19 protein-coding genes, 10 tRNA genes and 2 pseudogenes are annotated in these 26226 nt (G+C 58.3%); 21 read left to right on the top strand and 10 right to left on the bottom strand.

Annotation, left to right across the window (positions count from 1 at the left end):
- Positions 1 to 94: 94 nt before the first annotated feature.
- Positions 95 to 1000 (bottom strand): annotated as a pseudogene (locus CK911_RS07430) (IS3 family transposase); the annotation flags it as partial.
- A 109-nt stretch (positions 1001 to 1109) separates the two neighbouring features.
- On the opposite strand from CK911_RS07430, the gene istA reads away from it, so the two are divergent.
- Positions 1110 to 1931: an IS21 family transposase gene (istA, locus tag CK911_RS07425; protein WP_098969496.1), complete on the top strand. Its 822-nt coding sequence runs from the start codon at positions 1110 to 1112 to the stop codon at positions 1929 to 1931.
- A complete protein-coding gene (gene istB, locus CK911_RS07420) occupies positions 1928 to 2698 on the top strand; it encodes an IS21-like element ISAeme17 family helper ATPase IstB (RefSeq protein ID WP_098969495.1) in 771 nt (256 codons plus the stop codon). Before istA ends, istB begins: the two co-directional genes overlap by 4 nt.
- A gap of 74 nt (positions 2699 to 2772) precedes the next feature.
- On the opposite strand, the pseudogene CK911_RS07415 reads toward istB, so the two are convergent.
- A pseudogene (locus CK911_RS07415) lies at positions 2773 to 3111 on the bottom strand (IS3 family transposase); the annotation flags it as partial.
- A 315-nt stretch (positions 3112 to 3426) separates the two neighbouring features.
- On the opposite strand from CK911_RS07415, the gene CK911_RS07410 reads away from it, so the two are divergent.
- Positions 3427 to 4646, top strand: a protein-coding gene (locus CK911_RS07410; protein ID WP_098969494.1) for an IS3 family transposase whose coding sequence is annotated in 2 segments (ribosomal slippage) — positions 3427 to 3775 and positions 3775 to 4646 — 1221 coding nt in all. Because the reading frame shifts where the segments join, the coding sequence is not laid out codon by codon here.
- Positions 4647 to 4766: 120 nt separating this feature from the next.
- Here the strand turns inward: CK911_RS07410 and glpC are convergent.
- The 4 genes from glpC to CK911_RS07390 form a co-directional block, all read right to left on the bottom strand.
- A complete protein-coding gene (gene glpC / locus CK911_RS07405) occupies positions 4767 to 5969 on the bottom strand; it encodes an anaerobic glycerol-3-phosphate dehydrogenase subunit GlpC (RefSeq protein WP_098969493.1) in 1203 nt (400 codons plus the stop codon).
- 103 nt (positions 5970 to 6072) lie between these two features.
- The gene (glpB, locus tag CK911_RS07400) at positions 6073 to 7350 is read right to left on the bottom strand and encodes a glycerol-3-phosphate dehydrogenase subunit GlpB (RefSeq protein WP_098969492.1); all 1278 of its coding nucleotides are present in this window, start codon (positions 7348 to 7350) and stop codon (positions 6073 to 6075) included.
- The gene (glpA, locus tag CK911_RS07395; protein ID WP_098969491.1) at positions 7347 to 9014 is read right to left on the bottom strand and encodes an anaerobic glycerol-3-phosphate dehydrogenase subunit A; all 1668 of its coding nucleotides are present in this window, start codon (positions 9012 to 9014) and stop codon (positions 7347 to 7349) included. The genes glpB and glpA overlap by 4 nt, the downstream gene beginning before the upstream one ends.
- 224 nt (positions 9015 to 9238) lie before the next feature.
- On the bottom strand, positions 9239 to 9694 hold the full coding sequence (locus CK911_RS07390) for a YchJ family protein (protein WP_098969490.1): 456 nt from the start codon (positions 9692 to 9694) through the stop codon (positions 9239 to 9241).
- Positions 9695 to 9817: 123 nt separating this feature from the next.
- Between CK911_RS07390 and CK911_RS07385 the strand changes: the two genes are divergently transcribed.
- The 4 genes from CK911_RS07385 to CK911_RS07370 all read left to right on the top strand — a co-directional run bounded on the left by CK911_RS07385 (position 9818) and on the right by CK911_RS07370 (position 14753).
- Complete coding sequence (locus tag CK911_RS07385; protein WP_098969489.1) at positions 9818 to 11485, top strand: methyl-accepting chemotaxis protein; 1668 nt, start codon at positions 9818 to 9820, stop codon at positions 11483 to 11485.
- Positions 11486 to 11617: 132 nt separating this feature from the next.
- Entirely contained in the window at positions 11618 to 12829 is a 1212-nt protein-coding gene (locus CK911_RS07380) for an ROK family transcriptional regulator (RefSeq protein WP_042023669.1), read from the top strand.
- Positions 12830 to 13008: 179 nt separating this feature from the next.
- A complete protein-coding gene (locus tag CK911_RS07375) occupies positions 13009 to 13773 on the top strand; it encodes a tRNA-uridine aminocarboxypropyltransferase (protein WP_042023671.1) in 765 nt (254 codons plus the stop codon).
- Between the two features lie 203 nt (positions 13774 to 13976).
- Positions 13977 to 14753: a TSUP family transporter gene (locus tag CK911_RS07370; protein WP_021231324.1), complete on the top strand. Its 777-nt coding sequence runs from the start codon at positions 13977 to 13979 to the stop codon at positions 14751 to 14753.
- 76 nt (positions 14754 to 14829) lie between these two features.
- On the opposite strand, the gene CK911_RS07365 is transcribed toward CK911_RS07370, so the two are convergent.
- A complete protein-coding gene (locus tag CK911_RS07365) occupies positions 14830 to 15696 on the bottom strand; it encodes a LysR family transcriptional regulator (RefSeq protein ID WP_098969488.1) in 867 nt (288 codons plus the stop codon).
- A 585-nt stretch (positions 15697 to 16281) separates the two neighbouring features.
- On the opposite strand from CK911_RS07365, the gene CK911_RS07360 reads away from it, so the two are divergent.
- Together CK911_RS07360 and CK911_RS07355 are read left to right on the top strand one after the other, a co-directional pair.
- Positions 16282 to 17919, top strand: a complete 1638-nt coding sequence (locus CK911_RS07360; protein WP_098969487.1) for an ATP-dependent endonuclease — start codon at positions 16282 to 16284, stop codon at positions 17917 to 17919.
- Positions 17920 to 18099: 180 nt separating this feature from the next.
- Positions 18100 to 18819 (top strand): hypothetical protein, encoded by a 720-nt coding sequence (locus CK911_RS07355; protein ID WP_098969486.1) that lies wholly within the window; start codon positions 18100 to 18102, stop codon positions 18817 to 18819.
- Between the two features lie 75 nt (positions 18820 to 18894).
- On the opposite strand, the gene glgX is transcribed toward CK911_RS07355, so the two are convergent.
- Positions 18895 to 20958, bottom strand: a complete 2064-nt coding sequence (gene glgX, locus CK911_RS07350) for a glycogen debranching protein GlgX (RefSeq protein WP_098969485.1) — start codon at positions 20956 to 20958, stop codon at positions 18895 to 18897.
- Positions 20959 to 21155: 197 nt separating this feature from the next.
- Between glgX and CK911_RS07345 the strand changes: the two genes are divergently transcribed.
- The 10 genes from CK911_RS07345 (at position 21156) to CK911_RS07300 (ending at position 22722) form a co-directional block, all read left to right on the top strand.
- Positions 21156 to 21232, top strand: a tRNA-Met gene (locus tag CK911_RS07345).
- Positions 21233 to 21325: 93 nt separating this feature from the next.
- Positions 21326 to 21402 (top strand) — tRNA-Met (locus tag CK911_RS07340).
- An 88-nt stretch (positions 21403 to 21490) separates the two neighbouring features.
- Positions 21491 to 21567 (top strand) — tRNA-Met (locus tag CK911_RS07335).
- Between the two features lie 88 nt (positions 21568 to 21655).
- A tRNA-Met gene (locus CK911_RS07330) sits at positions 21656 to 21732 on the top strand.
- Between the two features lie 88 nt (positions 21733 to 21820).
- Positions 21821 to 21897: transfer RNA gene (locus CK911_RS07325), tRNA-Met, on the top strand.
- 88 nt (positions 21898 to 21985) lie between these two features.
- Positions 21986 to 22062: transfer RNA gene (locus tag CK911_RS07320), tRNA-Met, on the top strand.
- An 88-nt stretch (positions 22063 to 22150) separates the two neighbouring features.
- A tRNA-Met gene (locus CK911_RS07315) sits at positions 22151 to 22227 on the top strand.
- An 88-nt stretch (positions 22228 to 22315) separates the two neighbouring features.
- A tRNA-Met gene (locus CK911_RS07310) sits at positions 22316 to 22392 on the top strand.
- A gap of 88 nt (positions 22393 to 22480) precedes the next feature.
- Positions 22481 to 22557: transfer RNA gene (locus CK911_RS07305), tRNA-Met, on the top strand.
- 88 nt (positions 22558 to 22645) lie between these two features.
- Positions 22646 to 22722: transfer RNA gene (locus CK911_RS07300), tRNA-Met, on the top strand.
- A 50-nt stretch (positions 22723 to 22772) separates the two neighbouring features.
- On the opposite strand, the gene CK911_RS21145 is transcribed toward CK911_RS07300, so the two are convergent.
- On the bottom strand, positions 22773 to 22916 hold the full coding sequence (locus CK911_RS21145; RefSeq protein ID WP_157774541.1) for a hypothetical protein: 144 nt from the start codon (positions 22914 to 22916) through the stop codon (positions 22773 to 22775).
- On the opposite strand from CK911_RS21145, the gene CK911_RS07295 reads away from it, so the two are divergent.
- Both CK911_RS07295 and yjjG read left to right on the top strand, forming a co-directional pair.
- Positions 22900 to 24399 carry a leucyl aminopeptidase family protein gene (locus CK911_RS07295; protein ID WP_098969484.1) on the top strand — a complete coding sequence of 500 codons (1500 nt, stop codon included), beginning with the start codon at positions 22900 to 22902 and terminating at the stop codon, positions 24397 to 24399. The two genes, CK911_RS21145 and CK911_RS07295, sit on opposite strands and share 17 nt — an antisense overlap.
- Positions 24400 to 24413: 14 nt before the next feature.
- Positions 24414 to 25094 carry a pyrimidine 5'-nucleotidase gene (gene yjjG / locus CK911_RS07290; protein ID WP_042021651.1) on the top strand — a complete coding sequence of 227 codons (681 nt, stop codon included), beginning with the start codon at positions 24414 to 24416 and terminating at the stop codon, positions 25092 to 25094.
- Between the two features lie 94 nt (positions 25095 to 25188).
- Here the strand turns inward: yjjG and CK911_RS07285 are convergent, their stop codons facing one another.
- Positions 25189 to 25896, bottom strand: coding sequence for an ABC transporter substrate-binding protein (locus CK911_RS07285; RefSeq protein ID WP_253860393.1), 708 nt, complete (start codon positions 25894 to 25896; stop codon positions 25189 to 25191).
- Between the last annotated feature and the right edge of the window lie 330 nt (positions 25897 to 26226).

Below are 26226 nucleotides of genomic sequence, written 5' to 3'. Positions count from 1 at the left end.
TTTATTGGGCGGAAAGAGTCGTGTGGTGGTGGGCGACAGTCTGGTTTGCGCTGACTTCTGCCTGAAAATGTGACATGTGGTTTTATTGTAGTGGTCAACTAAATCCGGACACTTGGTTAGGCCGTTCTTCGACTTTTGCTGGCGGTATCCCGTCATTGTGTTGATGTGGACGCTGCCAGTTGTAGTAATCCATCAGGTAATAACTGATATCCTGCTTTGCTTCCCGTAGCCTCATGTATCCCGTCGCCGGGAGCCACTCTGACTTCAGGCTTCTGAACACCCGCTCCATCGGGGCGTTATCTCAGCAGTTCCCACGCCGACTCATACTCTGGGTCATGCGATAACGCCACAGTCGTTGCCGAAATGCCCGACTGCCGTATTGGCTGCCCTGGTCGGAGTGAAACAGCACACCGGATGGGCAGCCCCGCTGCTGATAGGCCATATCCAGTGCTTTGATTGCCAATTCTGCATCAGGTTTGTCAGACATCGCCCAGCCCACGACCCGTCGGGTATGCAGGTCGAGTACTGCGGCCAGGTAATGCCAACGACCACCGACCCAGACGTAGGTGATATCGCCACACCACACCTGATTGGGTTGCGGAACATCAAATTCACGGGCTAGCAGATTGGGAATATCCGGTCGTTCAGACCGTGCCACCTTATAACGGTGTGCGCCCGGCTGCTTGGATGCCAGCCCGGCTTCCTTCATCAGGTTACGTACTTTGAATCGGCCAATTTGATACCCCAGCTCCCGCATCATCGACATCAAGGTGCGGCTGCCTGCCGAGCTCCTGCTCTCTTTGAACAACCGGCGCAACTCGCTGTGTTGCTGTATCCGCTCACGGTTAATCGTCCGCTTGCGAGCCAGATAGTCGTAAAAACAGGATGTTGGAACATCGAAAGCGCAGCAGACCAGGGTGATGGGGGCTTGCTCTCTTAATCGGTCTATCAGCGCGTACGTGTGAACTCGTCCGTCATCAAGAGAGCCGTAGCCTTTTTTAGATGTCACCGCCGATTTTTAGATGTCACCGCCGATGTAACAATGACCCACTAACGCCGGAGTAAAGTTGACCCACCTGGGCCAAGATCGTGGCTTTTGAGCCACGCCCATGTTGACCCAGGTGTTATCAGTGGAAATCAGAGTGTTGGCCCGTCAGGGCATGAGCATCCGGGCTATCGCCCAGCAATTGTGGGTGTCCCAGCTCAAGGCCTGGTTATCTCCTCTGCGCCATGACGCCTCTGGCACCGTCGTCCGTTTTGAAACGGCCCCCGGTAAACAGATGCAGGTCGATTTCACCATTATCCGCCGCGGCAATCGGCCTCTAAAGGCCTTTGTTGCTACCCTGGGATTTAGCCGCGCCAGCTATGTCCGTTTCTTCGATCACGAACGTAATGATGCCTGGTTGACCGGACTGCGTGAGGCTTGTCATTTCTTCGGTGGGGTCCCGCAGGAGGTGCTATTTGATAATGCCAGCACCATCATCCGCGAGCGGGATGCCTATGGTGAAGGTGACCATCGTTGGCACCCGGCCCTGCTCGCCTTGGCCGAAGAGTACGGTTTTCGCCCTCGCGTCTGCCGTCCCTACCGGGCCCAGACCAAAGGCCAGGTCGAGCGCTTCAACGGCTACCTCAAGCGCAGTTTTGTCACACCACTGGCAGCCATCCTCAAGCAGGCAGGACTGGCGCTAGATGTGTCAACCGCCAATGCCCATATCGGCCCCTGGTTGCAAGATATCGCCAACCAGCGTAGCCATGGCACTACCGGTGAAGTCCCGGCTATCCGATTGCAACAAGAGCTGCCTCATTTTCTACCCCTGCCACAGGCGCTACCCGTTGGTCCCGGCACCACGGCCACTGCGCGCCCCATGCCGCTGGAGAGCTTGCAGCATCCGCTATCGGTATACCAAGACCTGCTGGAGGTGAACGTATGAACTTGCAGCATGAACGCCTGATAGCCCTGAGTCAGGCGCTGCGCTTGAAAGGGATTGCTGCCCAGTGGTCAGCACTAGCTCAGAAGGCGGCCAACGAGGAGGCGAGCTTCGCCGATTATCTGGAGTGGTTGCTGCACGCAGAGCAGACCTTGAGGACCGAGCGCACCCGCCAGACCTTGCTCAAACTGGCCACTTTACCCGTGGTCAAAACGCTGGAGCAGTACGACTTCGGCTTTGCCAGTGGCGCACCTCGCAGCCAGTTGCAGGAGTTGGCCAGTCTGGCCTTTATCGAGCGTAGCGAAAACATAGTACTGCTGGGCCCAAGCGGAGTGGGCAAGACGCATCTTGCCATCGCACTGGCCTATCGGGCTCTGATGGCTGGCATCAAGACCAGATTTATCAGCGCAGCAGACCTGATGTTGCAGCTGCAAGCAGCTCAACGACAGGAGCGGCTTAATGCCTACTTCAGCCGTGTCGTGATGGGGCCGCGTTTACTGGTGATCGATGAGATAGGCTACTTGCCGTTTGGGCGTGAGGAAGCAAACCTGTTTTTCAATGTGATCGCCAAACGTTATGAGAAAGGGAGCCTGATCTTGACGAGCAATCTGCCCTTTAGCCAGTGGGCCAGCACCTTTGCCGATGATCAGACACTGACGGCAGCTATGCTCGATAGGCTGTTACATCATGCACACATCGTTCAGATCAGCGGTGAAAGCTATCGTTTGAAAGAGAAACGCAAAGCGGGGGCCACACCCAAAACCAATTAATCCCATGTCCGGGTGGATCACTTTTCAATCGGCGAAATTAGCCAGAGTGGATCAGTTTTCGGTCGGCGTTGACAGGTGATATCGCCACACCACACCTGATTGGGTTGCGGAACATCAAATTCGCGGGCCAGCAGATTGAGAATATCCGGTCGTTCAGATTGGACAACCTTATAACGGTGTGCGCCCAGCTGTTTGGATGCCAGCTCGGCTTCCTTCATCAGGTTACGTACTTTGAATCGGCCAATTTGATACTCCAACTCCCGCATCATCGACATCAAGGTGCGGCTGCCTGCCGCGCCGCGGCTCGCTTTGAACAACCGGTGCAACTCACTGCGCTGTTGCATGCGCTCACGGTTAATCACTTGCCTGCGAGCCAGATAATCGTAAAAACAGGAAGTGGGAACATCGGGTGCGCTGGATGTGGCTGGCTTTTACTGGACTTAATTCAGGCGGTCTCCCCTCACCGCCATATTGAAAGTGAAAGCCCCATGAACTTCATGGGGCTTTTTCTTTTTACCGCAAAAAGGCCAGTGCCAGGATGTGGTGTCACCATCATGCCTAGTTCATCATGTCTGGCTCACGGCCCACATCGGTACGATAACGCCCTTTCGCGCGTTGATGTCGACGCCAATATAAGAGCCCCTCTTGTGCAAAGAGGGGCTCTTATATTATCTGTGTCCCGTCCTGAATATGGTTTACACCTTTCCCCCCAATAAATGGAGAACCCGATGGGACAAGGTGTGAAACGGACACTGCGCGATTACTCGCTGACTTTTAAACTGGCACTGGTCGAGCAGATTGAAAAAGGCGAGCTCACCTACAAACAGGCTCAGGTGCGTTATGGCATTCAGGGCCGCTCCACCGTTCTGGCATGGTTGCGTAAACATGGTCGGCAAGATTGGAGCCAGGGGGCTTCTGTACGTGCCGGCAGGAGCATCACCATGCCTGACCCCGACAACCAGACGCCCGAACAGCGCATCAAGGAATTCGAGCAACAGCTGGCGCTGATGAGCCAGAAGGCCCAGTTCTTTGAGGCCGTCGTCGATGTACTGAAGAATGACTACGGCGTCTCCATCGTAAAAAAGCGACCCGGCAAGTCCTCTCGCAGCGGCAAGTCGAGAGGCTGACCATTGTCAGGGCTTGCCTGTTTCTGGGGATAAGCCGGCAGGCTTACTACAAGCGCAATTGGGTCGCCGATGAGCGCCATGCACAGGGATTGCAGGTGGTGCGCTTTGTGCGTCAGGTTCGACTACGACAACCTCGGGTAGGCACTCGCAAGCTGCATTATCTGCTGCAGGGTCAGGATGATGGTGGGCTCAAGGTAGGGCGTGACAGACTGTTTCGGATATTGGCCGAGCACCGCCTGCTGGTGCCGCCCAGACGGGCGTATCACAAGACCACCCACAGTTTTCACCGTTTCTACCGTCATCCGAACTTGCTCAAGGCGGGGCCAGAGCAGGTCACGCCGGTGGCCCCGGAGCAGGTCTGGGTCGCTGATATCACCTATCTGCCAGCCAGGAGCGGGCCGCTGTACCTGAGCCTGGTGACGGATGCCTACTCACGCAAGATAGTAGGCCATCACGTACACGAAGGAATGCATGCCGAGTCGGTGGCGATGGCGTTCAAGAAAGCACTGAAGCAACGGCGTGGCGACGGTGAACTCATCCATCACTCGGACCGCGGCGTGCAGTATTGCTCTGGGCTGTATCAGCCATTACATGAACGGTACGGGGTGAAATGTTCGATGACGGATGGGTATGACTGTTACCAGAATGCGTTGGCGGAGCGGGTGAACGGGATTTTGAAAGGAGAGTTATTGTTGCAAAGCCCGCAGGATTTGACGCAAGCGCGGGAAATGGTGCGTGAAGCGGTGGATATTTACAACGCGGAGCGGCCGCATCATGCGTTGAAATACAGAACCCCCGATGCGGTACATAGGGGGTTCTGAGTAGAGAAATGCTAGTTGAAAATGTGTAAACCTATTTCAGGACTAGACACTGTGCAGGCCATAGGCCACAACGCTGTTATGACGGTGTTTCCTTGCGCCATTGCGCAAGGTACTCATATCTCACGCGAGCGCTTGGGCCAGCAGGTGGATGGGATGTTCGCAGCGAAATGCCGTGCTCATCTCGATCTGCCATTTGCAGGTCTCGCAATCGGTGATCACCAGATCGGGGGAGAGGCGGTTGATTTGATCAAACAGCCCTTCGCCGATGGTCTGGCTGGTTTCGTAGTTTTCGGACTTGAAGCCGTAGGTGCCGGCGATGCCGCAGCACTGGGACTCCAGCACGGTCACCTTGACCCCGGGAATGGCGCGCAGCAATTCGAGGGTGTAGATGACGCCGCCCATCTTCTCCATGTGGCAGGGGGTGTGGTAGGCGATGTGCAGATTGAGCGGTTTCATGGCCGGTTTGTTGCCCTTGTAGAACTCGTTCCACAGGAAGCGGGTCACCAGCGAGATGCGATCCCGCACCTTGTGGTTGTCCTGCTCCAGCAGGTGGGGGTACTCGTCGCGCAGGGTAAAGCCGCAGGTGGAGGAGGTGGCCAGCAGCGGCATCTCGTTGCCGAGTAGGGTGTTCTCCAGCTGCTTGATATTGAACGCCGCCTGCTGTTTGGCCTTGTCCATGAAGCCGTTGGCAATCAGCGGCACGCCGCAGCATTTTTCCCGCTCCAGCAACTGCACGCCGATGTTCATGGCGTTGAGCACCTGTACCAGCTCCTTGCCAAGCAGCGGGTGGTTGTAGTTGACGTAGCAGCCGTGGAAGTAGGCTATTTGGCGCTCATAACTGGCCTGGGTGGCCTTCTGCTTTTTGTACCAGCCGCGGAAGGTGCCCTGGGAGTATTTGGGCAGGTCGCGGTGGGAGGAGACCCCCAGCGCCTTGTCCAGCACCAGCTTCATCGGCTTGAGGCCGGTGGTGAAGTTGACCACCGGGGCCATCAGGGTAGACATGCTGCCCATCAGATCGGTGTGGGATAGCACGAATTCGCGGATCCCCGGTTTGAAGCCGCTGTATTTGTCTTTGGCTTTGGCGATGATGTCGCCGATGCGCACCCCGCTCGGGCAGGCCACTTCACAGCGCTTGCAGTTGGTACAGTGCTTGAGGGCGCTGTCAAACAGCTCCGGGCTCTTGATCCGCAGCCGCTCTCCATCCGGGCCCGCCTGTTTGGGGCCGGGGTAGGCGGGGTTGGCCTTGGCCACCGGGCAGTAGGCGGTACAGACGGTGCATTTGATGCACTGATCGAAAGTTTGGTTGGCGTGATCCAGTAGCATGATTTACTCCTCCCGGGCCGGATTGAAAGCAACAGGGATGCGGCAATGGGATTGTCGAGCGGGCAGCGCTCTGCCCGCAGTCAGAAAACAGAGGGTTGGCATCTCAGACTCCAGCCAGAATATGGCCAGCGGCCTGCCAGCCGGTGGCAACCGCAACACCGGATCCTGAACCCTCTTTGATGGGGTCGTAATGGGCCAAGACACTGCCCGCACCATAGAGGTTGGTCAGCGGCTTGCCGCCGCGCAGTACCCGCAGCTTGTCGTCGGTTTTGACCCCGAAGCCCATGAAGGGGTGGTGGTCGAACAGGCGGCGACCGGCCCAGGCGTCACGCTCCTCCAGACTCAGCACATCGGCATTGAAGATGGGTTCGCGAATGCCACGCAGACGGGATTCCAGCCCGCGACTGAAGAAGCTGCCGGAGGCGAGCACGAAGTTGTCCGCCTCAAACAGCTGGTCGTCGCCATTCTGGCTGTGTACGCCGATGACTTTATCTCCCTCATAGCGGGCGCCCAGCACCCGTTCGCTGGTGAGGAAGGTACCGCCAAGGGCCATGAAACGGCGCTTGAGTGCCTCTTGCATCCGCATGCCGATCAGAGACGGCGGCATGGTTGCCACCTCCTTGATGGTGCAACCGGTGCGTTGCTCCAGCTCCGCCAGACGGGGGCCGACCAGACCCAGCGACAGGCAGGCGGGCAGCACGATATGGCGGCAATCGGGCACGCCGCTCTCTTGCACCATGCGGCTGATCTCGCGGGCCAGTTCGGCCACCAGCGGGTGTTTGCCCCCGCTCTGTTTATCAAACAAACGGGCGATATCGGCGGAGCGAAACTCGTGGGGATTGCGGCTGAACTCTGCCAGCTGTGGCAGGCGTATTTCGCCAGTCAGGACGCGGCAGTGGGCGAAGCGGGGATGGGTCGCCAGATTGGCTGCGGCCAGCGCCGGATGGAAGTCGCGAAAGCCTTCCATGGTGGCGAGCAGCAGGGCATCCGGGATCGGGGCATCGGTGACGCAGGCGCAGGTATCGGGGGAGAGCCAGGTGCGCTTGAGGGTGCCGATGGGGGTCAGGCGCTGGTGGTTGGTCTCGTTGTGCACCAGCGGCAATCCCTGCTCGGCGCAGTGGCGCTGCAGATCGGCGAGGCTCGCCTCGATATTGTCCATCCCTACTTTGCTGTAGGGGTGATCCGGATGTGCTGCCATAAAGGCGGGCAGCATGGTGCGGGGATCTCCCTCGCTTTCGAGCAGATCGACCGAGCCGGAGGAGAAGTGCAGGGCGCTCTGGCCGGAGGCCATCAGCAGGGTCTTCTGGCCCGCCTCCACCAGCCGCAGGGCGGCAGAGAGCCCGGCCATGCCGCCGCCGATAACGATATTGTCGAACTTCATGACGGCTCTCCTTGTGAGTGGTCTCGGCTTGCAGCGGCGCGAGGGGGTTCGGCAACCAGTTGTGGCGCCGTCCACTCCCCCAGGCCAAACAGCCCTTCGTAGATCCAGTAGGTAAACTCGGCCTCGCGCAGGGCATCGCCCCACAGTACCGGGCGGGTCCCCTTGTAACGCTCCTCGAGGAACTGGCGCAGCATGACGCAAGCCTGACGACCGTCAGCCTTGCCATACTCCTGCATCAGACCGGCGGCGCGATAGGCGCACAGCTCCCCCTGACAGGGGCCCATTCCCAGACGGGTGCGGCGGCGCAGGTCGATGAGGTTGTCCACATCCAGCTCGCGCAGGGCATATTCGATTTCGCCTGCGGTGACCATTTCGCATTCGCAGATGAGGGCATTGGCTTTGGGGTTATCGCGGAAGAAGGCGATGACCCGCTCGCCATGGCGGTATTGGGCAGAACCTTCAGCGGGGGCCGAGAGCCCGGGGGCCGAGACTTTCTCCGGGTCCCGCGAGCCGGGCAGGTTCAGTTCGGCGGTCTGGCAGGGTTTGCTGTTGCCGAGTTTCTTGGCCAGCAGATCGGTGGCCCACTCGGCCATCAGGCGGTAGGTCATCAGCTTGCCGCCGGTGATGGTGTTGAAGCCCTTGAGGCCGTCGCGTTCGGCGTGATCCAGCAGCACGATACCGCGACTGATGTTGCGGCCGGTTTCGTCACCGTCTACCGCCACCAGCGGGCGCACCCCGGCGTAGGCACGCAGCAGACGGGTACGGGCCATGATGGGGGCGAGCTTGATCCCCTCGCGCAGCAGCACCTCCACCTCTTCTGGATCGACGGTGAGCTGGTCAATCTTGTTGTAATCAATCCGGCTGGAGGTGGTACCGATGAGGGAGATGGTATCGCCCGGCACCAGAATGTCCGCGTCCGCCGGTTTGCGGGCGCGGTTGAGCACCAGCTGGTTGATGCGGTAATCCATGATGAGCAGGGAGCCCTTGGCCGGGAACATGCGGATGCCGAGATCGGCGTATTCGCAAATTTGCTGGCCCCAGATGCCGGCGGCGTTGATCACCTCCTGACACTCCACCTCGAACGCTTCGCCGGTGCGGGTGTTGATGGCCTTGACCCCGTGTACCCGATCCTGACTGCGCAGCAGCCCCAGCACCTTGCTGTGGGTGAAGATGCGGGCGCCATGTTCTTTCGCATCCAAGACGTTTGCGGCGGCGAGGCGGAACGGATCGACCGTGCCATCCGGCACATGAATGGCACCGATCATCGCCGGGTTGGCGTTGGGTTCGAGCAGCAGCGCTTCGCGGGGATCAAGCTGGCGGGTGTCGATACCGGCCAGGGCGCAGGCATCCATAAAGGTACTTTGGAAATTGATGTCATCTTCCGGCAGGGTGAGGAAGAGGCCGCCGGTATCCTCGACACAGTGGCTGGCAATTCGCTTGAGGATGCGGTTTTCCTGGATGCATTCGCGGGCGGACTCCTGATCCGTCACCGCGTAGCGGGCACCGGAGTGGAGCAGGCCGTGGTTGCGGCCGGTGGTGCCTGCGGCGATATCATCGCGCTCGAGCAGGATGCAGTCGATGCCGCGCAGTGCGCAATCGCGCATGATGCCGGCTCCTGTGGCCCCGCCGCCTATGATGACGACTTGTGTGGTTATTCTTTTCATTGTTGCCCGTCTCATCTCTTCCAGATGAGGCCAGTGTGGCCTACTTCTGAGTGGAAATGTTTGATATGGGCCAAATTTGCGTTCGCAAACGCGCATTTGTTCGCGCGTTAATGAGCATTCTGTGACATTTGTCACGCTGCTATCGCGTCGGTGACTTGGCTGGTGGCGGATGGCAGGCACAAAAAAGGGGCATCGGATGCCCCTGTTCGTTTGTGTTTGACGCGTCAGCCGCAGCACTTCTTGTGCTTTTTGCCGCTGCCACAGGGGCAGGGATCGTTACGACCCGCCTTGAGGGGGGCTGGATCCTGCTCCCCCTCGGTGTAGACCCAGCGCCCCTGATAGCGCGCGAAGCGAGAGCGCTCGTGCAGACAGTGGCGCTCATCCCCTTCCAGAAACCAGGCTTTGAACTCCACCATACCGGTTTCATCCTCCGGGCTGCCCTGGCTGGCGATGATCTCGAGACCATCCCACTGAGTGTCGATGCGAGAGAGCTCTGCGGCGGTGAGGCCGCCGAGGTGGGCCGGATGCCAGCTATGGACCAGATACTCCCCCAAACCGAGCACGAACGCGCTGTAGCGCGAGCGCATCAGCTGCTCCGGGGTGTCAGCCACAGCGCCACTGTGAAGTGAGCCACAGCACAATTCGAGAGAAAGGGTTGAGCCGCAAGGACAAAGATTCATGATTTTCACATTCTGGCCGATTTGTTTAAGGGAATTGTAACGAAAGCTGGCCTCGCCCTGCCAGCACCTATACTGATGAGTAGGCTAGGAATTCCAATAAAAACAGCTGCAAGGATGTGAAAGATGACGCTAAAACAGAAAATCCTGTTACTGGGTGCAGTACCCGTGCTGCTGATGGCCCTGGTGGTCAACCTCAGTAACTACATGGTCTCCAAAAGCGCTCTGGAGTCAGAGCTGGTGGTGGCGAGGGAAGATGCCATCAAGGAGCGCAAGGCGCTGCTCAGCAGTTACATCATGATGGCCAAAACCGCCGTCGATGCCGTATATGCACTGCCGGATTCACCGGAAAATCGTCAGAAGGTCAAAGAGTTGCTCAGGCCGCTGCGTTACAGCAGTGACGGCTACTTCTTTGTCTATGACTTTGAGGGCAACACAGTGCTGCTGCCGACCCGTGCCGAACTGGAGGGAAAAAACCGCTGGAACGACAAGGATGCCAAGGGCAAGTTGCTGATCCAGGACATTCTAAAGGTGGCCCGTCAGGGGGATGGATTCTCCGAGTACTGGACGGCCAAACCTTCCATCGGTCGCGATGCCCCCAAGCTGGCGTTCAACATGGTGCTGGACAAGTATCAGTGGGTGATCGGTACCGGCTTCTATATCGATGATATAGACAACGATCTGGCTACCCTGCGCGCAGAGCGCGAGAGCAACATGCATGCGTCGCTGCAGAGCAGCGTGTTGGTGATCCTGCTGATCCTCGGTATCACCCTGGTAGTGACGGTGATCGTGGGTAACCGGGTTACCAAACCACTGGCGGATGCGGTGCTGGCATTGAACGATATTGCTAACGGTGAGGGGGACCTGACCCAGCGCCTCAAGGTGCAGAGCCAAGATGAAATTGGCCAGCTGGCCAGTGCCTTCAACCGCTTTGTCGAGCGGATCCAGTCGGTGGTGAGTCAGGTAGGAGAGACCAGTAATCACCTGCTTGGCGCTGTCGACAAGCTGCACCATCTGAGCGAACACTACGATCATCAGATGCAGGGTCACAGTCGCGAGACCGATCAGGTGGTCACCGCGGTGACCGAGATGAGCTCTACCGCGCAGGAGGTGGCAGCCAGTGCCTCCAATGCGGCGACAGCGACCAGCGATGCCGCTCGTGAATCTGACGCCGCCCGTGGTGTGGTCAGCGGGGCCATCAACAGTATCAACCGGTTGGTGGGGGAGGTGCATACCGCCTCCGGTGTCATCGAGCAGTTGGCACAAGAGACCGCCAAGATTGGTTCGGTGGTCGAGGTTATTCGTGGCATTGCCGATCAGACCAACCTGCTGGCATTGAACGCGGCCATCGAAGCGGCGCGGGCCGGTGAGCAGGGACGGGGTTTTGCGGTGGTGGCAGACGAAGTGCGTTCGCTCGCCGGTCGTACCCAGCAGAGCACCAAGGAGATCAATCAGATGCTGCAGCGTCTGCAGGGGGGCGTCAAACAGGCGGTGGATGTGATGCAGGCGAGCGAGGAACGCAGCCAGGAGACGGTGCAGGAGGCGAGTCACATTGCCAGCTCCCTCGACAGCATGGTGATGGCGGTCAGTACCATCAACGACATGAATATCCAGATTGCAACGGCTGCCGAGGAGCAACATGCGGTGTCGGAGGAGATCAACAAGAACCTGGTGGCCATTCAGCAGATTGTCAGTGAGCTGACCGATGCCGCGCTGGAGTCCAACAGTACCACCCGCGATCTGGCCAATACCGGTGACAAGTTGCGCAAACTGGTGTCGCAATTCCGTTACTGATCCTGTGATGGTTCGTGACACTAGCCACAAGATGCGGTCTGAATCCTGGTTCAGACCGCTCTTTATTTGGGTATTGACCAATAATGTGTGAAAATTGGCGGCCTCTTTTTTTCAGCCTTTGCCCCATACCCTATGAATGAGATCGTGAAAGGTAGTATCGATTTGATCCGGCAGCTCAACTACGGCCTGGTCTATGCCAGCCTGGAAGAGCACAAGGAGCTGTCGCGCACTGATCTCTCCCGTTTGACCGGCCTCTCGCCTGCCAGCATCACCAAGATCACCCGTGAACTGCTTGATGGCGGTCTGGTGGTGACCTGTGGTGAAAGCTCGGTGGGGCGCGGTCGTCGTCAAACCCTGTTACGTATCAACGAGCGCCGCTTCCAGTTTCTCTCGATGCGCCTTGGTCGCGGTTATGTAGATATGGCACTGTTTGACTTCTCCGGCCGCTCGCTGGCCCGCCAGCGCCACCTATTTACCGAGGAAGAGCGCGCCGATCTGTTGGCTAGTCTGGTGCATGCCATCCAGGTGTTTCTGCCGAAAAAGGCCCTCAGTCTGGCTTGTATTGCCCTCTGTCTGCCCGGCCAGGTGGAACGCCACTCCGGCATGGTCAAGCATTTTCCTTTCTACGATCTGCGCAACTGGCCCCTTGGCCCCACTCTGCAACAAGCGTTCGATGTACCTGTGTTGGTGAGCGGCGATGTGCGGACCTGGATCCAGGCCGAGCGTGAATGGGGGGCGGCCAAAAACTGCGCAGATGCGGTGCTGGTGTTTGTTCACAACGACATCGGGGTGGGCATGGTGGTCAATGGCCAGCTGATTGAGAGCGAGAATTCACTGCTGGGGGATCTTAGCCATCTGCAGCTCGAGCCCTACGGCCAGCGTTGCTACTGCGGTGGCTTTGGCTGTGCCTGCACCCTGGTGACCAATCAGGCGCTGGAGGCGCAATACCGGGATCTGCGTGAGCGGATGCAGGAGCATGATCTGCCACCCAGCGTCACCATCCGCGAGCTGTGCGAGCTGGCGCTGGCGGGTAACAGCCTCTGTCAGGATATTCTCCATCAGGCGGCGGGGCGCCTCTCCAAGGTGCTCTCCAACCTCATCTGCCTGCTCAATCCGGGCAAGTTGCTGCTCGGGGGCGAGATCACCCGCGCCGATCGCTTGCTCTTTCCCATGCTGCACCAGTCGCTGGCCAGCCAGTTGCCTGCCGAATATCTGGTGCGGCTGCAGATCGAATCCACTCACTTCTACGAAGATCCCACCAAGCCCACCTCGGTGCAGGTGCACAAGGCGCTGCGTGATGGCAGCCTGTTGCTGGAGCTGCTGCGCGGCTGTCAGGAGTCGTAAGGCAAGGGTGTGTGGCCCTGTGTCTGACGAAAGGGGCAGGGATTGCTGTTCCGCCAGCGTGTAACTCGGTACAATCTTGCGCTTTTCTGGCGGCACCCCTGTTATTGGGCTCCTTGGAGCCATGGCAGTTGGCATTGTTGCCGTTTTGGCCCCTGTTTTGACTTCAGTTGTGAACCTAGATGAAGCCTGTTCCTGATCACGCCGTCAACCGCCTGCGGGCCTGGCGCAAGAGTATCTCTACCCGACCGTTCCTCGCCCGTGGCGGCACCCTGGCACGCTGTCCTGCCTGTCAGCTGCGGGAGGATTGGTGCGCCTGCGAGTGGCGCCCCGAGCTCAAAGCCGAGGCCGGTTTCTGCCTGCTGATGTATGACAGTGAGCCGATGAAGCCCTCCAACACCGGCCGTCTGATTGCCGATGTGTTGCCGGATACCACCTGGGCCTTTCTCTGGTCGCGCACCCAGCCCCATCCCGAGTTGCTGGCCTTGCTGGCTGACCCGGTCTGGCAGCCTTATGTGGTGTTTCCCGCCTGCGAGAAGGAGCCTACCCGCCTGACTTGCGAGGTGACGCTGGCGCCCGGCAAAAAGCCGCTCTTTATCCTGCTCGACGGCACCTGGCCCGAGGCGCGCAAGATGTTTAACATGAGCCCCTATCTGGATGGCTTCCCGGTGCTTGCCATCAAGCCTGATGCGCTCTCCACCTACGGCATGCGGGTGGCCAACTGTGACGAGCACCTTTGCACTGCCGAAGTGGCTGCCTGCGTGCTGGAAGTGGCGGGGGAGTTGCAGGCCGGACAGGCGTTGCAGCTCTGGTTCAATCTTTTTAGTCGCCGTTATATGGCAGGTCGGGTCAGTCGTAGCCCCGGTGACGATGAACGCCACTTGCAGCAGGCGCTGGCCTTTATCAAACAGGGTGGTCAGGACGATCTGACGGATAGCGCTGATTAATCGTGCTGGCAGTTGGTGCTGGCAGGAACGTTACAGGGTTGATTGATGAGAATGTGGAATCAATTGGCTGCCATTGTTTCGTTAGTCTCATCAACTGTTGCTCAGTAGGATAGCGGTTCTCAGCTGCAGCACCTTGTAAACGCTGTTTTTATGATCCCGGTTGCCTGACCCTTTCGGGCAACTCAATCCCGTGAGGTCTATGGATGGAATTGGAACTGGTTACCCTGTTTGCCCTGTTCGGTGTGGCGCTTGTCGCCGGTTTTATCGATGCCATCGCCGGTGGCGGTGGCCTGCTGACGGTGCCAGCCCTGCTCGCCACCGGCATGCCGCCCGCGCTGGTGCTCGGCACCAACAAGTTGCAGAGCAGTTTCGGCTCCTTCTCCGCCACCTGGTTCTATGCCCGCAAGGGGTTGCTGGAGTGGGCCATGATCTGGCCTGCGGTGATCTGCACCTTTATCGGTGCGGCCATCGGCACGCTGGCGGTACAGACCATCGACGCCGCCATTCTCGAGCGCCTGCTCCCTTTCCTGCTGATGGCCTTTGCCTGCTACTTCTACTTCTCGCCGCGGGTGAGCGATGCCGAGAGCTCTCGCCGTCTTACACCCATGCTGTTTGCGTTGCTGGTGGGGGGCGGGGTCGGCTTTTATGACGGCTTCTTCGGGCCGGGCACAGGATCGTTTTTCGCCATCGGTTTCGTGGCGCTTGCAGGCTTTGGCATGGCGCGTGCCACCGCTCACACCAAGTTGCTCAACTTCACCTCGAATATTGCCTCCCTGCTGTTCTTTGCCCTCGGTGGCAAGGTGGTGTGGAGTGTCGGCTTCTGCATGGCGCTGGGGCAGTTTATCGGCGCCCGTTTCGGCTCCAAGATGGTGCTCAAGCAAGGAGTGAAGCTGATCAAGCCACTGTTGGTGACCGTCTCCTTGCTGATGTCTGCCAAGCTGGTCTGGAGTCAGTACCCCGAGCTGTTTGCCTGGATTTGATGCGCGCTTGTTCGCGACAACGCGGACTTTAACGGGGCCTTTGGGCCCCGTTGTCACCTCTGGCGGGTTTACACAACTAGCGCGGCGTGTCGTTGTAGTGGCGAAAGTGTTGGTGCAGGGCGCTGACCAGCCGGGCGATCCGCTCGCGCTTGAGACTGTTCTGTCGATAAACCAGATAGAGCGGGCGCCCCAATCCAGGCAGCAGGCATGCCATCTCTCCCTGTTCTCCCACCAACGCCAGCAGGCCTGCGGGTAACAGCACGGGTCCCATCCCGGCCTTGGCAAGCTCGATCAACGCCAAGTAGGAGTCGAGCTCCATGGCGGGCTCCAGTCCCCTCTCCGCCAGTGGCTCGCGCAGGTAGCGGTTGGCCGGGTTCTCCAGATCCATGGTGAGGATCTTGCGCATTGCCCCCGCAGTGGTTGGCCGCTTTGGATTCGGTTCGTTACCCACCAGATAGAATGGCTCCTCCAGCAGCAGTTCGGCATCGAGTCCGTGGCCCGGTGGCAGGCGACCGGCACAGATCCCGAGCAGGGCTTCGCCACTGCGCACCTTGGCCAGGATCACCGGCGTGTGGTGGGTGGAGAGGGCCAGATGGGGATCCTGAGCCAGATAGTCGTGCATAAAGCGGGCAAGGTAGCCTGCCAGCAGGGTTTCGGAGCAGGCGATGGGAAGAGGGGTCTGATCGAACAGGGTCTGGCTGTCCGCCAGCACCCCCTTCATCTCGGCAAGGCTGGGCGCGAGCCGTTCCAACAGCTCCTGCGCCTGCGGGGTGAGCCGGATCTGGCGCCCATCCGGTTCGATCAGTTTTTTGCCAAGGCGAAGCTCCAGCTGGGCAATACGCTTGCTCACCGCCGACTGGCTGATATAGAGACGGCTGGCTACCTTGGCCATGGTCCCTTCGCTCGCCAGCAAGCTGAGCGTCTCCAGTCCTTCCAGTAACATAGAGTCCCTTTGCCATCGTTACTTATTGAATGTGCGCTACCTTAGGGGCTGCCTGCCTCAGGAGCAAGGGTCATTTGCTGCCTTGGGCGGGTGAAATCGCCACCGTTTGAGGGGCAACGCCAAGATCACCAAGTTACCGAAAATGCTGATCACCAGCCACACCAAGTGGCTTGCCAGACCGATGGTGCATTAAAGCGCAGGCTATGATGAGCAACCGGCTTGCGCGCGTCATCCCACCTCTTGCTAGCAACCGTTTTCGCGCCGCCGTTGCTATTACGCCGGGACAGTGGTGTTCGCCATTGTCATCTTTCTGTCACAGATAACCCTGAGACTTTGAGCAAAAGAGGTGTACTCTTGACCACTTATATTTTGAAAGGAATGCCCATTGAATTATCGCAAACGTCAAATTCGTACCCGCCATCTCTGGTTTAGCCATTGGAATGCCCCCCAAGATCGCACCGCTGTCGTCACCCCGCCCGAACCTGCAGTGCCTCACAGTTCACGTTGAAAAAGCCCAGCATCCGATAGGATTTTTCCGGTAACTTTGCCACTATTGCCCCATCACAATGATGTGGACATGGCTGGATGTTTCTGGAACGTATTGAAGTAAAAGGTTTTCGCGGGATTAATCGCCTGTCGCTCGGGCTCGATCTGACAACGGTGCTGATTGGTGAAAATACCTGGGGCAAATCAAGCCTGTTGCGCGCCCTCTGGTGCCTGCTGGGGCAAAATGCCGAGCCCTATCAATTTACCGCCGAGGATTTCCATCAGCCGGAAGATCCCGAGCTAGCGCCGACACGCCACTTGCAACTGGTGCTCACCTTCAGTGAGCACAGACCCCAGGTGTGTCAGCACTCCCATCGTTTGGCCCGCCTTCGCCCCTCCTGGGTGCTGCATAAAGATAAATTCCACCGTATTCACTATCGCGCCAGCGCGGAGTTGCAAGCCGATGGCTCCATTCTGACGCTCCATGATTTTCTCGACGGAACAGGTAAAATCCTGCCCATCGCCAATGCGGATGAGCTGGTCACTCTGCTGATCACCATGAACCCGGTCTTTCGTCTGCGCGATGCGCGCAGTACGCGCAACGGAGTGGAGACGGTGGCGTGGGGAGATCTGTCGGAGCAACGGTTAAGCGAGTTGGCCGACAAGCTGATTGACGAGCCCCAGCGGATCGGTGAACCCGAGCTGAAGGAGGCTCTGCAGGCGGTGCGCCAGCTGATGGATCACTACTTTAATGCGCTGGCGCCGATGAAAAATAAGCCACGAAGCCAACGCGATATTGTCAATCGTCCTATGACCCTGCGTAATCCGGGTAACCTGCACACTCTGCTGCGCCATGCAGATAATCGTGCTTTGCAACTGGCCATGGCCGGGATGGCGGCGACCTTGCTGCAGGCGCGGGGCAACCGCGAGCTGGAGGAGGGGGCCCGGCCGATCCTGATCCTGGAAGATCCCGAAAGTCGGCTGCACCCGACCATGCTGGCATTGGCGTGGGGCTTGCTGGATCAATTGCCGGGCCAGAAGCTGCTCACCACCAACTCGGGGGATCTGCTCTCCTCTTTGCCGCTTAATCAGGTACGCCGGCTGGTGCGGCGCCAGCAAGATATTCTCTGCCAGCAACTGGGGGGAGAGCGCTATAGCAGCGATGACTTGCGCAAAATCGCCTTCCATGTACGGATCAATCGCCCTATGTCGCTGTTTGCCCGCTGCTGGCTGCTGGTGGAGGGAGAGACCGAGATCTGGTTGCTCTCGGAGTTGGCCCAGATCTGTGGTTACAGCTTGCGGGCCGAGGGGGTGCGGGTCATCGAGTTTGCCCAGTGTGGCCAGTCGCCACTGATCAAAGTTGCGCGGGATTTTGGTATCGAATGGCATCTTCTGACTGATGGTGATGAAGCCGGGCTCAAGTATGCGGCGTCGGCCCGTTCCTTGTTAAAAGGTGATCGGGAGCGGGACAGACTGACCCAGCTACCGGCGGCAGACATCGAACATTACCTTTATCACAATGGTTTCGAGGCGGTATTTCGCCGTGAGGCGGGGGTGGGGGGGCGCACTATGTGGAGTGCCCGTCACATCATTAACAAGGCGATCCATAAACGCAGCAAGCCGGGTATGGCGCTGGCCGTCGTTGAAGAAGCCGAGCGTCTCGGTGGCGAGCATATTCCACCGGTGATCCGTCAGATGTTTGCCAAGGTGGTTGCGCTGGCGCGAGGCCAGGGCTAAACGGACGTTAGTCCGTGCTGTCTTGTTGTTGCGTCAGGTCACAGTGAAAGTGCGGGTGGCCTGGGCGTTACATGCTTCCAGTATTGCTTGCAGAGATTGGGGATAGCGGCGGGGTTGGGTATACTCCGCCTCTCTTTGGCGCCGCGTTGGCGCATTTCGAAACACTCTGCTGGAGGCGTCATGTTCGTCCAACTCCCTTTTTGGCTTTTCCCCCTGACTGGGCTGATGGCGCTGGGCGCCCTGATCGCCCTCGGTATCGTGTTGTGGCGCGGTGATATTTGCCCGGGACAACGGGCCAGAGTCAACCAGCAACTCTTCTCTGTTTGGGTCATTACTGCCCTGTCGCTGATGCTGGCGATTGAAGCAAAGGCGGCCAGCTGGCTTATCTGGAGTGGCGGCGCCAGTCTGGTGCTCGGGGTGGCATTGTCGCTGCTCCAGTCGCGGTTGGAAGGCAAGCGATCTATCCCTTCGGCCCTGCTCTGGTTACCGGGCATGCCGCTGGCGCTGTATGGTGTGGGGTTGTTGCAGGTGCAGGGCTGGATCAGTGGCTTGCTGCAGATGACCATGCTGGGGGCGGCCTTTGCCCACTTGATGTTGCTGCGAGCCCGGCATCGCCTCACCGCATTTAACACCTTATTGCCTCTGACGGGTTTGGCGGGTGCCATTATCAGCCTGATCTGGTTGGCGGTGTTGGTGGCATGGCAAGGCGGGGCGGCCAACCTTGATGCACTGATCCCGGCGGTACTCACTCAGGCTGGCTTGTTGGTGGCCTCTCTGTTGCTCTGGTTCAGTCCGCTCTATCTGCAGCGGGAGACAGCCCCGGTGGTGGTATCGACCGCTCTGTGCGGTCTGTTAATCGCCCAGATCGCCGCCACCAGTGTGTGGCACCAACTGGTCTGACACCTGCGCTGAAAAGAGAAAGCCCCGAGCCAACACTCGGGGCTTTTGCATATCTGGCTCTCGGTATTGCAGGTATCAATAGAAGTCGTCAGCCCCACAGATAAAGAGGCAACTGCTGCGCGGCTGGGCCAGATACTCCCGGGTCAACCCTTCAAGCGGCATGCCGAAGGTGCAGATGTCCTGTGGCGAGGGCAGGGCGGTATCGAGGATCCGCCGCCAATAGCCACCCACACCTTTGGGTGGGCTGGGCAGGTTGAAGGTCAGGGGCTCCCAGTAAGCGTTAAACAGCACATAGAGTGCCAGCTTGGTTTCGCTCGAGAGAGCCGACATGGCGATAGCATGGGAGTGGGGGCCAAAATCGGGCTGTCCTGCGTTGACCCCGTGCCAGCAGAGCTCGCTATGGCGCAGGATCTCGGTGAGCGATAACGGCATGCTCTCCTGTTCCGGGCGCTGGAACAGATGCTTGCGGTACTGGATCAGCTCTTTCATAAAGCGGAACATCTCCTGACCGCGAGCGTTGGGCTGCCAGTCCATCCAGCAGGTGGCGTTATCCTGACAGTAGCCATTATTGTTGCCGTGCTGGGTTCGCAACAGCTCATCCCCCATCAGCAGCATGGGGGATCCCACCGAGAGCAGGGTCGCCACCATCATGTTTTTGGATTGGCGCATCCGCAGGGCATTGATCTGCGGATCCACGCTCACCCCTTCATGGCCATGATTCCAGCTGAAATTGTGATCGCAACCATCACGGTTATCCTCGCCATTCGCCTCATTGTGCTTACCGTTGTAACTGGCCCAGTCCCACAGGGTAAAGCCGTCGTGGCAGGTGACGAAGTTGATGCTTTTTTCGGGATCTGCGTGGTGATAGTGGTAGATATCGGGGCTGCCGCACAGCCGCTCGACAAAGGTGGTGACACTGTTCTCATCGCCGCGCAAAAAGCAGCGCACATCATCGCGGAACTGCCCATTCCACTCACGCCAGCGGGCGCCGGCGAGCGACCCCACCTGATAGAGCCCCCCTGCATCCCAAGCTTCGGCAATCAGTTTAATGTCAGCGATATTGGGGTCGGTGTCGATGGTGCGCAAAGTGGGCGCATTGGCCTGGGGTTGACCTGATTCATCCCGTGACAAGATCGCGGCCAGATCAAAACGGAAGCCGTCGACGTGCATCTCCTGACGCCAGAAGTGGAGGCTGTCCATGATCATCCGCAGCACCACCGGGTGGGCGCCGTTAAAGGTGTTGCCGCAGCCGGAGTAGTTAGTGTCTTTCTGGTTGTTGTCGAGGATGTAGTAGGCCTCGTTGTCGATACCGCGAAACGAAAAGATAGGGCCATCATCCCCCCCTTCGGCGGTATGGTTATAAACCACATCCAGGATCACCTCGATATTAGCCCGGTGCAGCGCCTTTACCATGTCGCGAAATTCGGTGAGAGGATCATCGCCGCAGGCGTATTGCGCGTGCGGGGCGAAAAAGGACATCGGGCTATAGCCCCAATAGTTGGAGAGTCCCTTGGGCGCATCTTGGGGGTCAAACTGGAAGATGGGGAGTAGCTCAACGGCGGTGATACCCAGCGACTGCAGATAGGGGATCTTCTCGATAAGCCCCAGATAGGTGCCGCGCAGTGCCGGGTCCACTCCCGAGCTTGGTGAATTGGTAAATCCCCCCAGATGAAGCTCATAGATCACCGAGCGGGAGAGTGAGTGGGCGGGTAATTTATCCTCTTCCCAATCGTAATCACGGGTATCGACCACTCGATTTTTGGCACAGCAGCCGATATTGCTGCCTGGGCGTGCCGCAGCCCACCGATCGTAATTGGGGCCAAGTTCAATGCGGCGGGCATAGGGGTCAAGCAGCACTTTCTCCGCATCAAAGCGGGTGCCACAGTAGGGGCGCCACGGTCCCTGGATACGATAGGCGTAACGCTGACCTATCGGCAGCCCCTCAATATAGACATGCCAATAGTAGGCGGTCCGATTGCGGCGGGGGGATAGCAGGATCACCTCGGGGTTACTGTCATCCTCGCTGGCGAACAGCAGTAACTCAACCCGGCTGGCCAACCGGGCCCAGATCGCGAAGTTGACGCCGTGGCTGTCGGGTGTGGCCCCCAACTGACGGCAATGACCGGCGGAGATGCGCATATTTTACCTACCCAGAATGAAGGAGTGATCACCTTACTGAGTGTAGTGCCGGATGCGTCGCGCAGACGCTATTGCCTGAAAAAACAGCATGATGCTGATAATGACCGCACAGTCTGTCCGATTAAGCGGCGATTAAACTTATTTTGATATAATTACTTGCATTCTGTGCGCTGGCGCCTATTATTGGCCACCTCAGACGCGGGGTGGAGCAGCCCGGTAGCTCGTCGGGCTCATAACCCGAAGGTCGTCAGTTCAAATCTGGCCCCCGCAACCATCTGAGTTTCTTACTTTTTTAAACCAGTTAATGGGGATGAGAAAGAGAAAAATCGAACTGGCTACTGCTCGGCCACTTCGAGAAAATTTCGGACGCGGGGTGGAGCAGCTCGGTAGCTCGTCGGGCTCATAACCCGAAGGTCGTCAGTTCAAATCTGGCCCCCGCAACCAACTTTTTAGTCCGCATGTTGTTGTGTAAACAACAGGATGCAGACAAACGCACTCAAGCTACTGCTCGGCTTGAGGGTGACAATTCGGACGCGGGGTGGAGCAGCTCGGTAGCTCGTCGGGCTCATAACCCGAAGGTCGTCAGTTCAAATCTGGCCCCCGCAACCAACTTTTTAGTCAGCATGCGATTGTGTAAACAATCGAAAGCGGACAAACGCACTCAAGCCGCTGCTCAGCTTGAGGGTGACAATTCGGACGCGGGGTGGAGCAGCTCGGTAGCTCGTCGGGCTCATAACCCGAAGGTCGTCAGTTCAAATCTGGCCCCCGCAACCAACTTTTTAGTCCGCATGGTGTTGTGTAAACAACAGGATGCAGACAAATGCACTCAAGCTACTGCTCAGCTTGAGGGTGACAATTCGGACGCGGGGTGGAGCAGCTCGGTAGCTCGTCGGGCTCATAACCCGAAGGTCGTCAGTTCAAATCTGGCCCCCGCAACCAACTTTTTAGTCCGCATGGTGTTGTGTAAACAACAGGATGCAGACAAACGCACTCAAGCTACTGCTCGGCTTGAGGGTGACAATTCGGACGCGGGGTGGAGCAGCTCGGTAGCTCGTCGGGCTCATAACCCGAAGGTCGTCAGTTCAAATCTGGCCCCCGCAACCAACTTTTTAGTCCGCATGGTGTTGTGTAAACAACAGGATGCAGACAAACGCACTCAAGCTACTGCTCGGCTTGAGGGTGACAATTCGGACGCGGGGTGGAGCAGCTCGGTAGCTCGTCGGGCTCATAACCCGAAGGTCGTCAGTTCAAATCTGGCCCCCGCAACCAACTTTTTAGTCCGCATGGTGTTGTGTAAACAACAGGATGCAGACAAACGCACTCAAGCTACTGCTCGGCTTGAGGGTGACAATTCGGACGCGGGGTGGAGCAGCTCGGTAGCTCGTCGGGCTCATAACCCGAAGGTCGTCAGTTCAAATCTGGCCCCCGCAACCAACTTTTTAGTCCGCATGCGATTGTGTAAACAACAGGATGCAGACAAACGCACTCAAGCTACTGCTCAGCTTGAGGGTGACAATTCGGACGCGGGGTGGAGCAGCTCGGTAGCTCGTCGGGCTCATAACCCGAAGGTCGTCAGTTCAAATCTGGCCCCCGCAACCAACTTTTTAGTCCGCATGGTGTTGTGTAAACAACAGGATGCAGACAAACGCACTCAAGCTACTGCTCGGCTTGAGGGTGACAATTCGGACGCGGGGTGGAGCAGCTCGGTAGCTCGTCGGGCTCATAACCCGAAGGTCGTCAGTTCAAATCTGGCCCCCGCAACCAACTTTCAGATAATTCCCTCCTTGTATTGCCACTCCCCTGTTATTGAACAATCATCCGCAAGCCTTTCGCTCTGTGGTGATTACTGCTATTTCTGACGCTTTTTCAAGACCAAAACTGGTCGTATCGGCCATTTGTTGGGTATCATCAGGTATCTCTTCATGGATGAGGCGCGCTCCTGTGATCACACCTTTCACCTATCTTCCTCCTGCTATTGAAAGCCAGGATGCCACGCTGGCCGAAGCCCTTGCCCAGGGGCTACCGTTGCAGTTGTTGCTGATCGCCGAAGAGCAAAAAGAGGCATTATTGACGCTGCCGGTGTTTGCCGGTGTCAAAATCCAGCTTGCCCTCGGGCAAAAGGCACCCTTTTCCCTGATGCACGGCGCCACGCTGTTGCTGGTGGTATTTGTGGCAGGCAGCGTGACGCGAGACCACCGTCTCTACAAACAGGTCAAAAGCTGGATAGCTCCTCTGTCAGGGCTCAATGTGGAGCGGCTCGGGCTGCATCTGGAAGGTTTTCCCCCTTCTGAACGGGTGATACTGGCCGAATTGCTGTTGTCTGCCTTGCTGGCCGCCAATATTCCGTTGCCGACCAGCAAGCGTCGTAGCGAAAGCAGCTGGAGCTATCAGCAGATCCGGGTCTCCCCGGCGGTGGTGCTGGATCTGGCGCGCCTCTACAGTGAAGCCGGGGGCAATGGCTTGGCTCGCCATCTGGCGGTGTTACCGGCTTCCGAGCTGACCACCGCCAGCTATCGCGAGTTTGTTACTCAGCTGGCGCAGGATGAGGGGTGGCAGTGTCACCACTATGATCAGGCCCAGCTGGCCGAGTTGGGGGCGGGGGCCTTTCTGGCAGTGTCTCGTGGCTCGGAAGACAATCAGGCCGCCATGGTCAAGCTCAGTTACTACCCGCCCAAACCGGTGCGCCGGATTGCGCTGGTGGGCAAGGGGATCTGCCATGACTCTGGCGGTTATAACCTCAAGGTGGCTGGCAGTATGTATGGCATGCATCTGGACATGGGGGGCAGCGCGGTGGCGCTGGGCACTCTCTATGCCATCAGCCGTGCCCAGCTACCTTACGAGGTGCACTGCTGGCTGGCCATTGCCGAGAACCATATCGGTCCTCATGCCTATCGGCCCGGTGAGGTAGTCACAGCCCTCAATGGCACCACCATTGAGGTGGTTGATACTGATGCCGAAGGCCGGATGGTGTTGGCAGACGCATTGGCGATGGCGGTTCAGGATACCCCGGATTTGTTGCTCGATTACGCCACCCTCACCGGTGCCTGCAAGCGGGCACTGGGCAGCCGTTACAGCGGCGTCTTTACCAACCGAATCGAGTGGTTGCCTTCGCTGGTCAAGCTGGGACAGCGCAGTGGCGAGCGGATCTGGCCCTTCCCGCTCGATGATGATTATGACGACAACATCGAGAGTGAATGGGCCGATTTGCTGCAGTGCGCGCCTAGCAGTTCGCCGGATCATATCGATGCGGCCCGTTTCCTCGCTCACTTCGTGCCCGAGCAGACCCCCTGGCTGCATTTTGACCTAAGTGGTTTTCGCAACAAGGGGGGCAATGGGGTGGTGTCCAGTGAAGTGACCGGTTTTGGCGTGCGCCTCACGCTAGATCTGCTGGCCGGCCCGCTCGGTAGAGTCGGGCACCATATCTCCGATCTATCTGACTGATAACAAGGACTGCTGTGAAACAACCAAGCTATGACTGGGTGCTGTTCGATTTGGATGAAACCCTGCTCGATTTCCCGGTCGCCGCCGCGCTGACACGTACCCTTCTGCATTACGGTGTGCAAGCCGATGACGCCAGCATGGCGCAGTACCATGCACTCAACCACGGGCTCTGGCAGCAATACAACGATGGGGAGATCGATGCCACTGCATTGCAGCAGACCCGTTTCGCCCTGTTTGCCAAACAGGTCGCTGCCGACCCCATGGCGATGAACAATACCTTTCTGGAACAGATAGTCACGCTGAGCATGCCCCTTGAGGGGGTTATCGAGACTCTGCAACAGCTGCGCCGCAAGGTGCGGATGGGGATCATCACCAATGGTTTCAGCGTTCCTCAGCGGGGGCGCCTCGGCAAACTTGGCTGGAGCGAATGGTTTGAGCCGCTGGTGATCTCGGATGAGATCCGGGTGACCAAGCCAGATCCGGCCATTTTCCAGCACACCCTCTCCCTGATGGGGCAACCTGATCCGGCTCGTGTGCTGATGGTGGGTGACAACCCGAAAACTGATATCGCCGGTGCGGCGGCGCAGGGGCTGGCGACCTGCTGGTACAACCCCGAGCGGCAAGCAGGCGAGTGCGATGCAACCCATGAGATCCATCACTTCGCCCATCTTGCTGACATTGTGCTGGGGCGCTGACAGGCACAGGCTACGCATGCAAGTCGTAGTAAGAGGTTGCTTGAGTAAGTAAGGGGAGCAGACGCTCCCCTTACTTATGGTTATGGGCATGTTCTTATGGGTGTAGGGATTTGAACTGGTAACGATCGAGGATCTGCTGATAGTCGGGGCTCTGTTTCAACTGTTCGATGGCCAGGTTGATCTGTTGCAGTTGCGTCTCTGTGGTGCTTTTTTTACTCAGCATCAGGTGAACCGGTGTCAGCTCGATACGCAGCAGAATATGCAGATCATCCTGCAACTCATCCTTATGACGCCACTCCTGCAGGCCGTGGGGATCCAGAATAAATCCCTGGATCCGCCCCCCTTGCAACATCTTCAACAGCTGCTCCAGCCGCAGGCGCATTTGAAGGCGGGACTGCAGCTCGGGCCGAGCCATCAACTGGCGGAAGGTATTGCCGTAATCAAAGCCCTTGAGTACCCCGATATGAAAGTCGGGGGTGTTGATCAGCTGCTCGAGGGTGGTGATCCCGCGCCAGCGTTCGACATCTTGCCGACGGATGACGATGGCCGTCTCCTCTTCCCGATAGGGGTGGCTGAAGCGGGCATATTGCTGCCGCTCGGTGGTGATATTGGCGGACATCGCCAGTTGAACCGTGCCGAATTTCAGCTCGTGCAGCACGCGAGCCCAGGGCATTTCACTGAATTTGGCCTGATAGTTGGCCCGCTGGAAGATGGCGTTGAGCAGCTCCACATCCAGTCCGCTGATCTGCTGTTGTTCATTGCGATAACTGAAGGGCTGCCAGTTGACCCAGCCGACGACCAATGACTCCTGTGCCGTAGCCTGGCAACACAAACACCATAACAACAAGAGTCTGTACACAACGCATCCCTCGAACCTGCTGATGCTGTTTAGTATCGGACAGGAACGATGGAGTAACCAGTGTTGAGGAGTAACGGTTGAGGGTTGAGCACAGACACAGACTTGCAGCCCTTACAGAGCGTGGGTGTGAAATCAGCCGCTGGTTATGTCAGAGATTTATCTCTTCCCGGTGAGGGCTGGACCGGAGCAAGCAAAGATGAATCAAGGGAATAAAAACAATGCCAGTCAGGGTTACCTGACTGGCATTGGCTTGATGGCTCGTTCACTCACTTG

Source organism: Aeromonas sp. CU5 (assembly GCF_002586745.1).
GTDB lineage: Bacteria > Pseudomonadota > Gammaproteobacteria > Enterobacterales > Aeromonadaceae > Aeromonas > Aeromonas sobria.
Note: the sequence above shows the minus strand (reverse complement) of the source record. Positions and strands in the feature narration are given on the sequence as shown.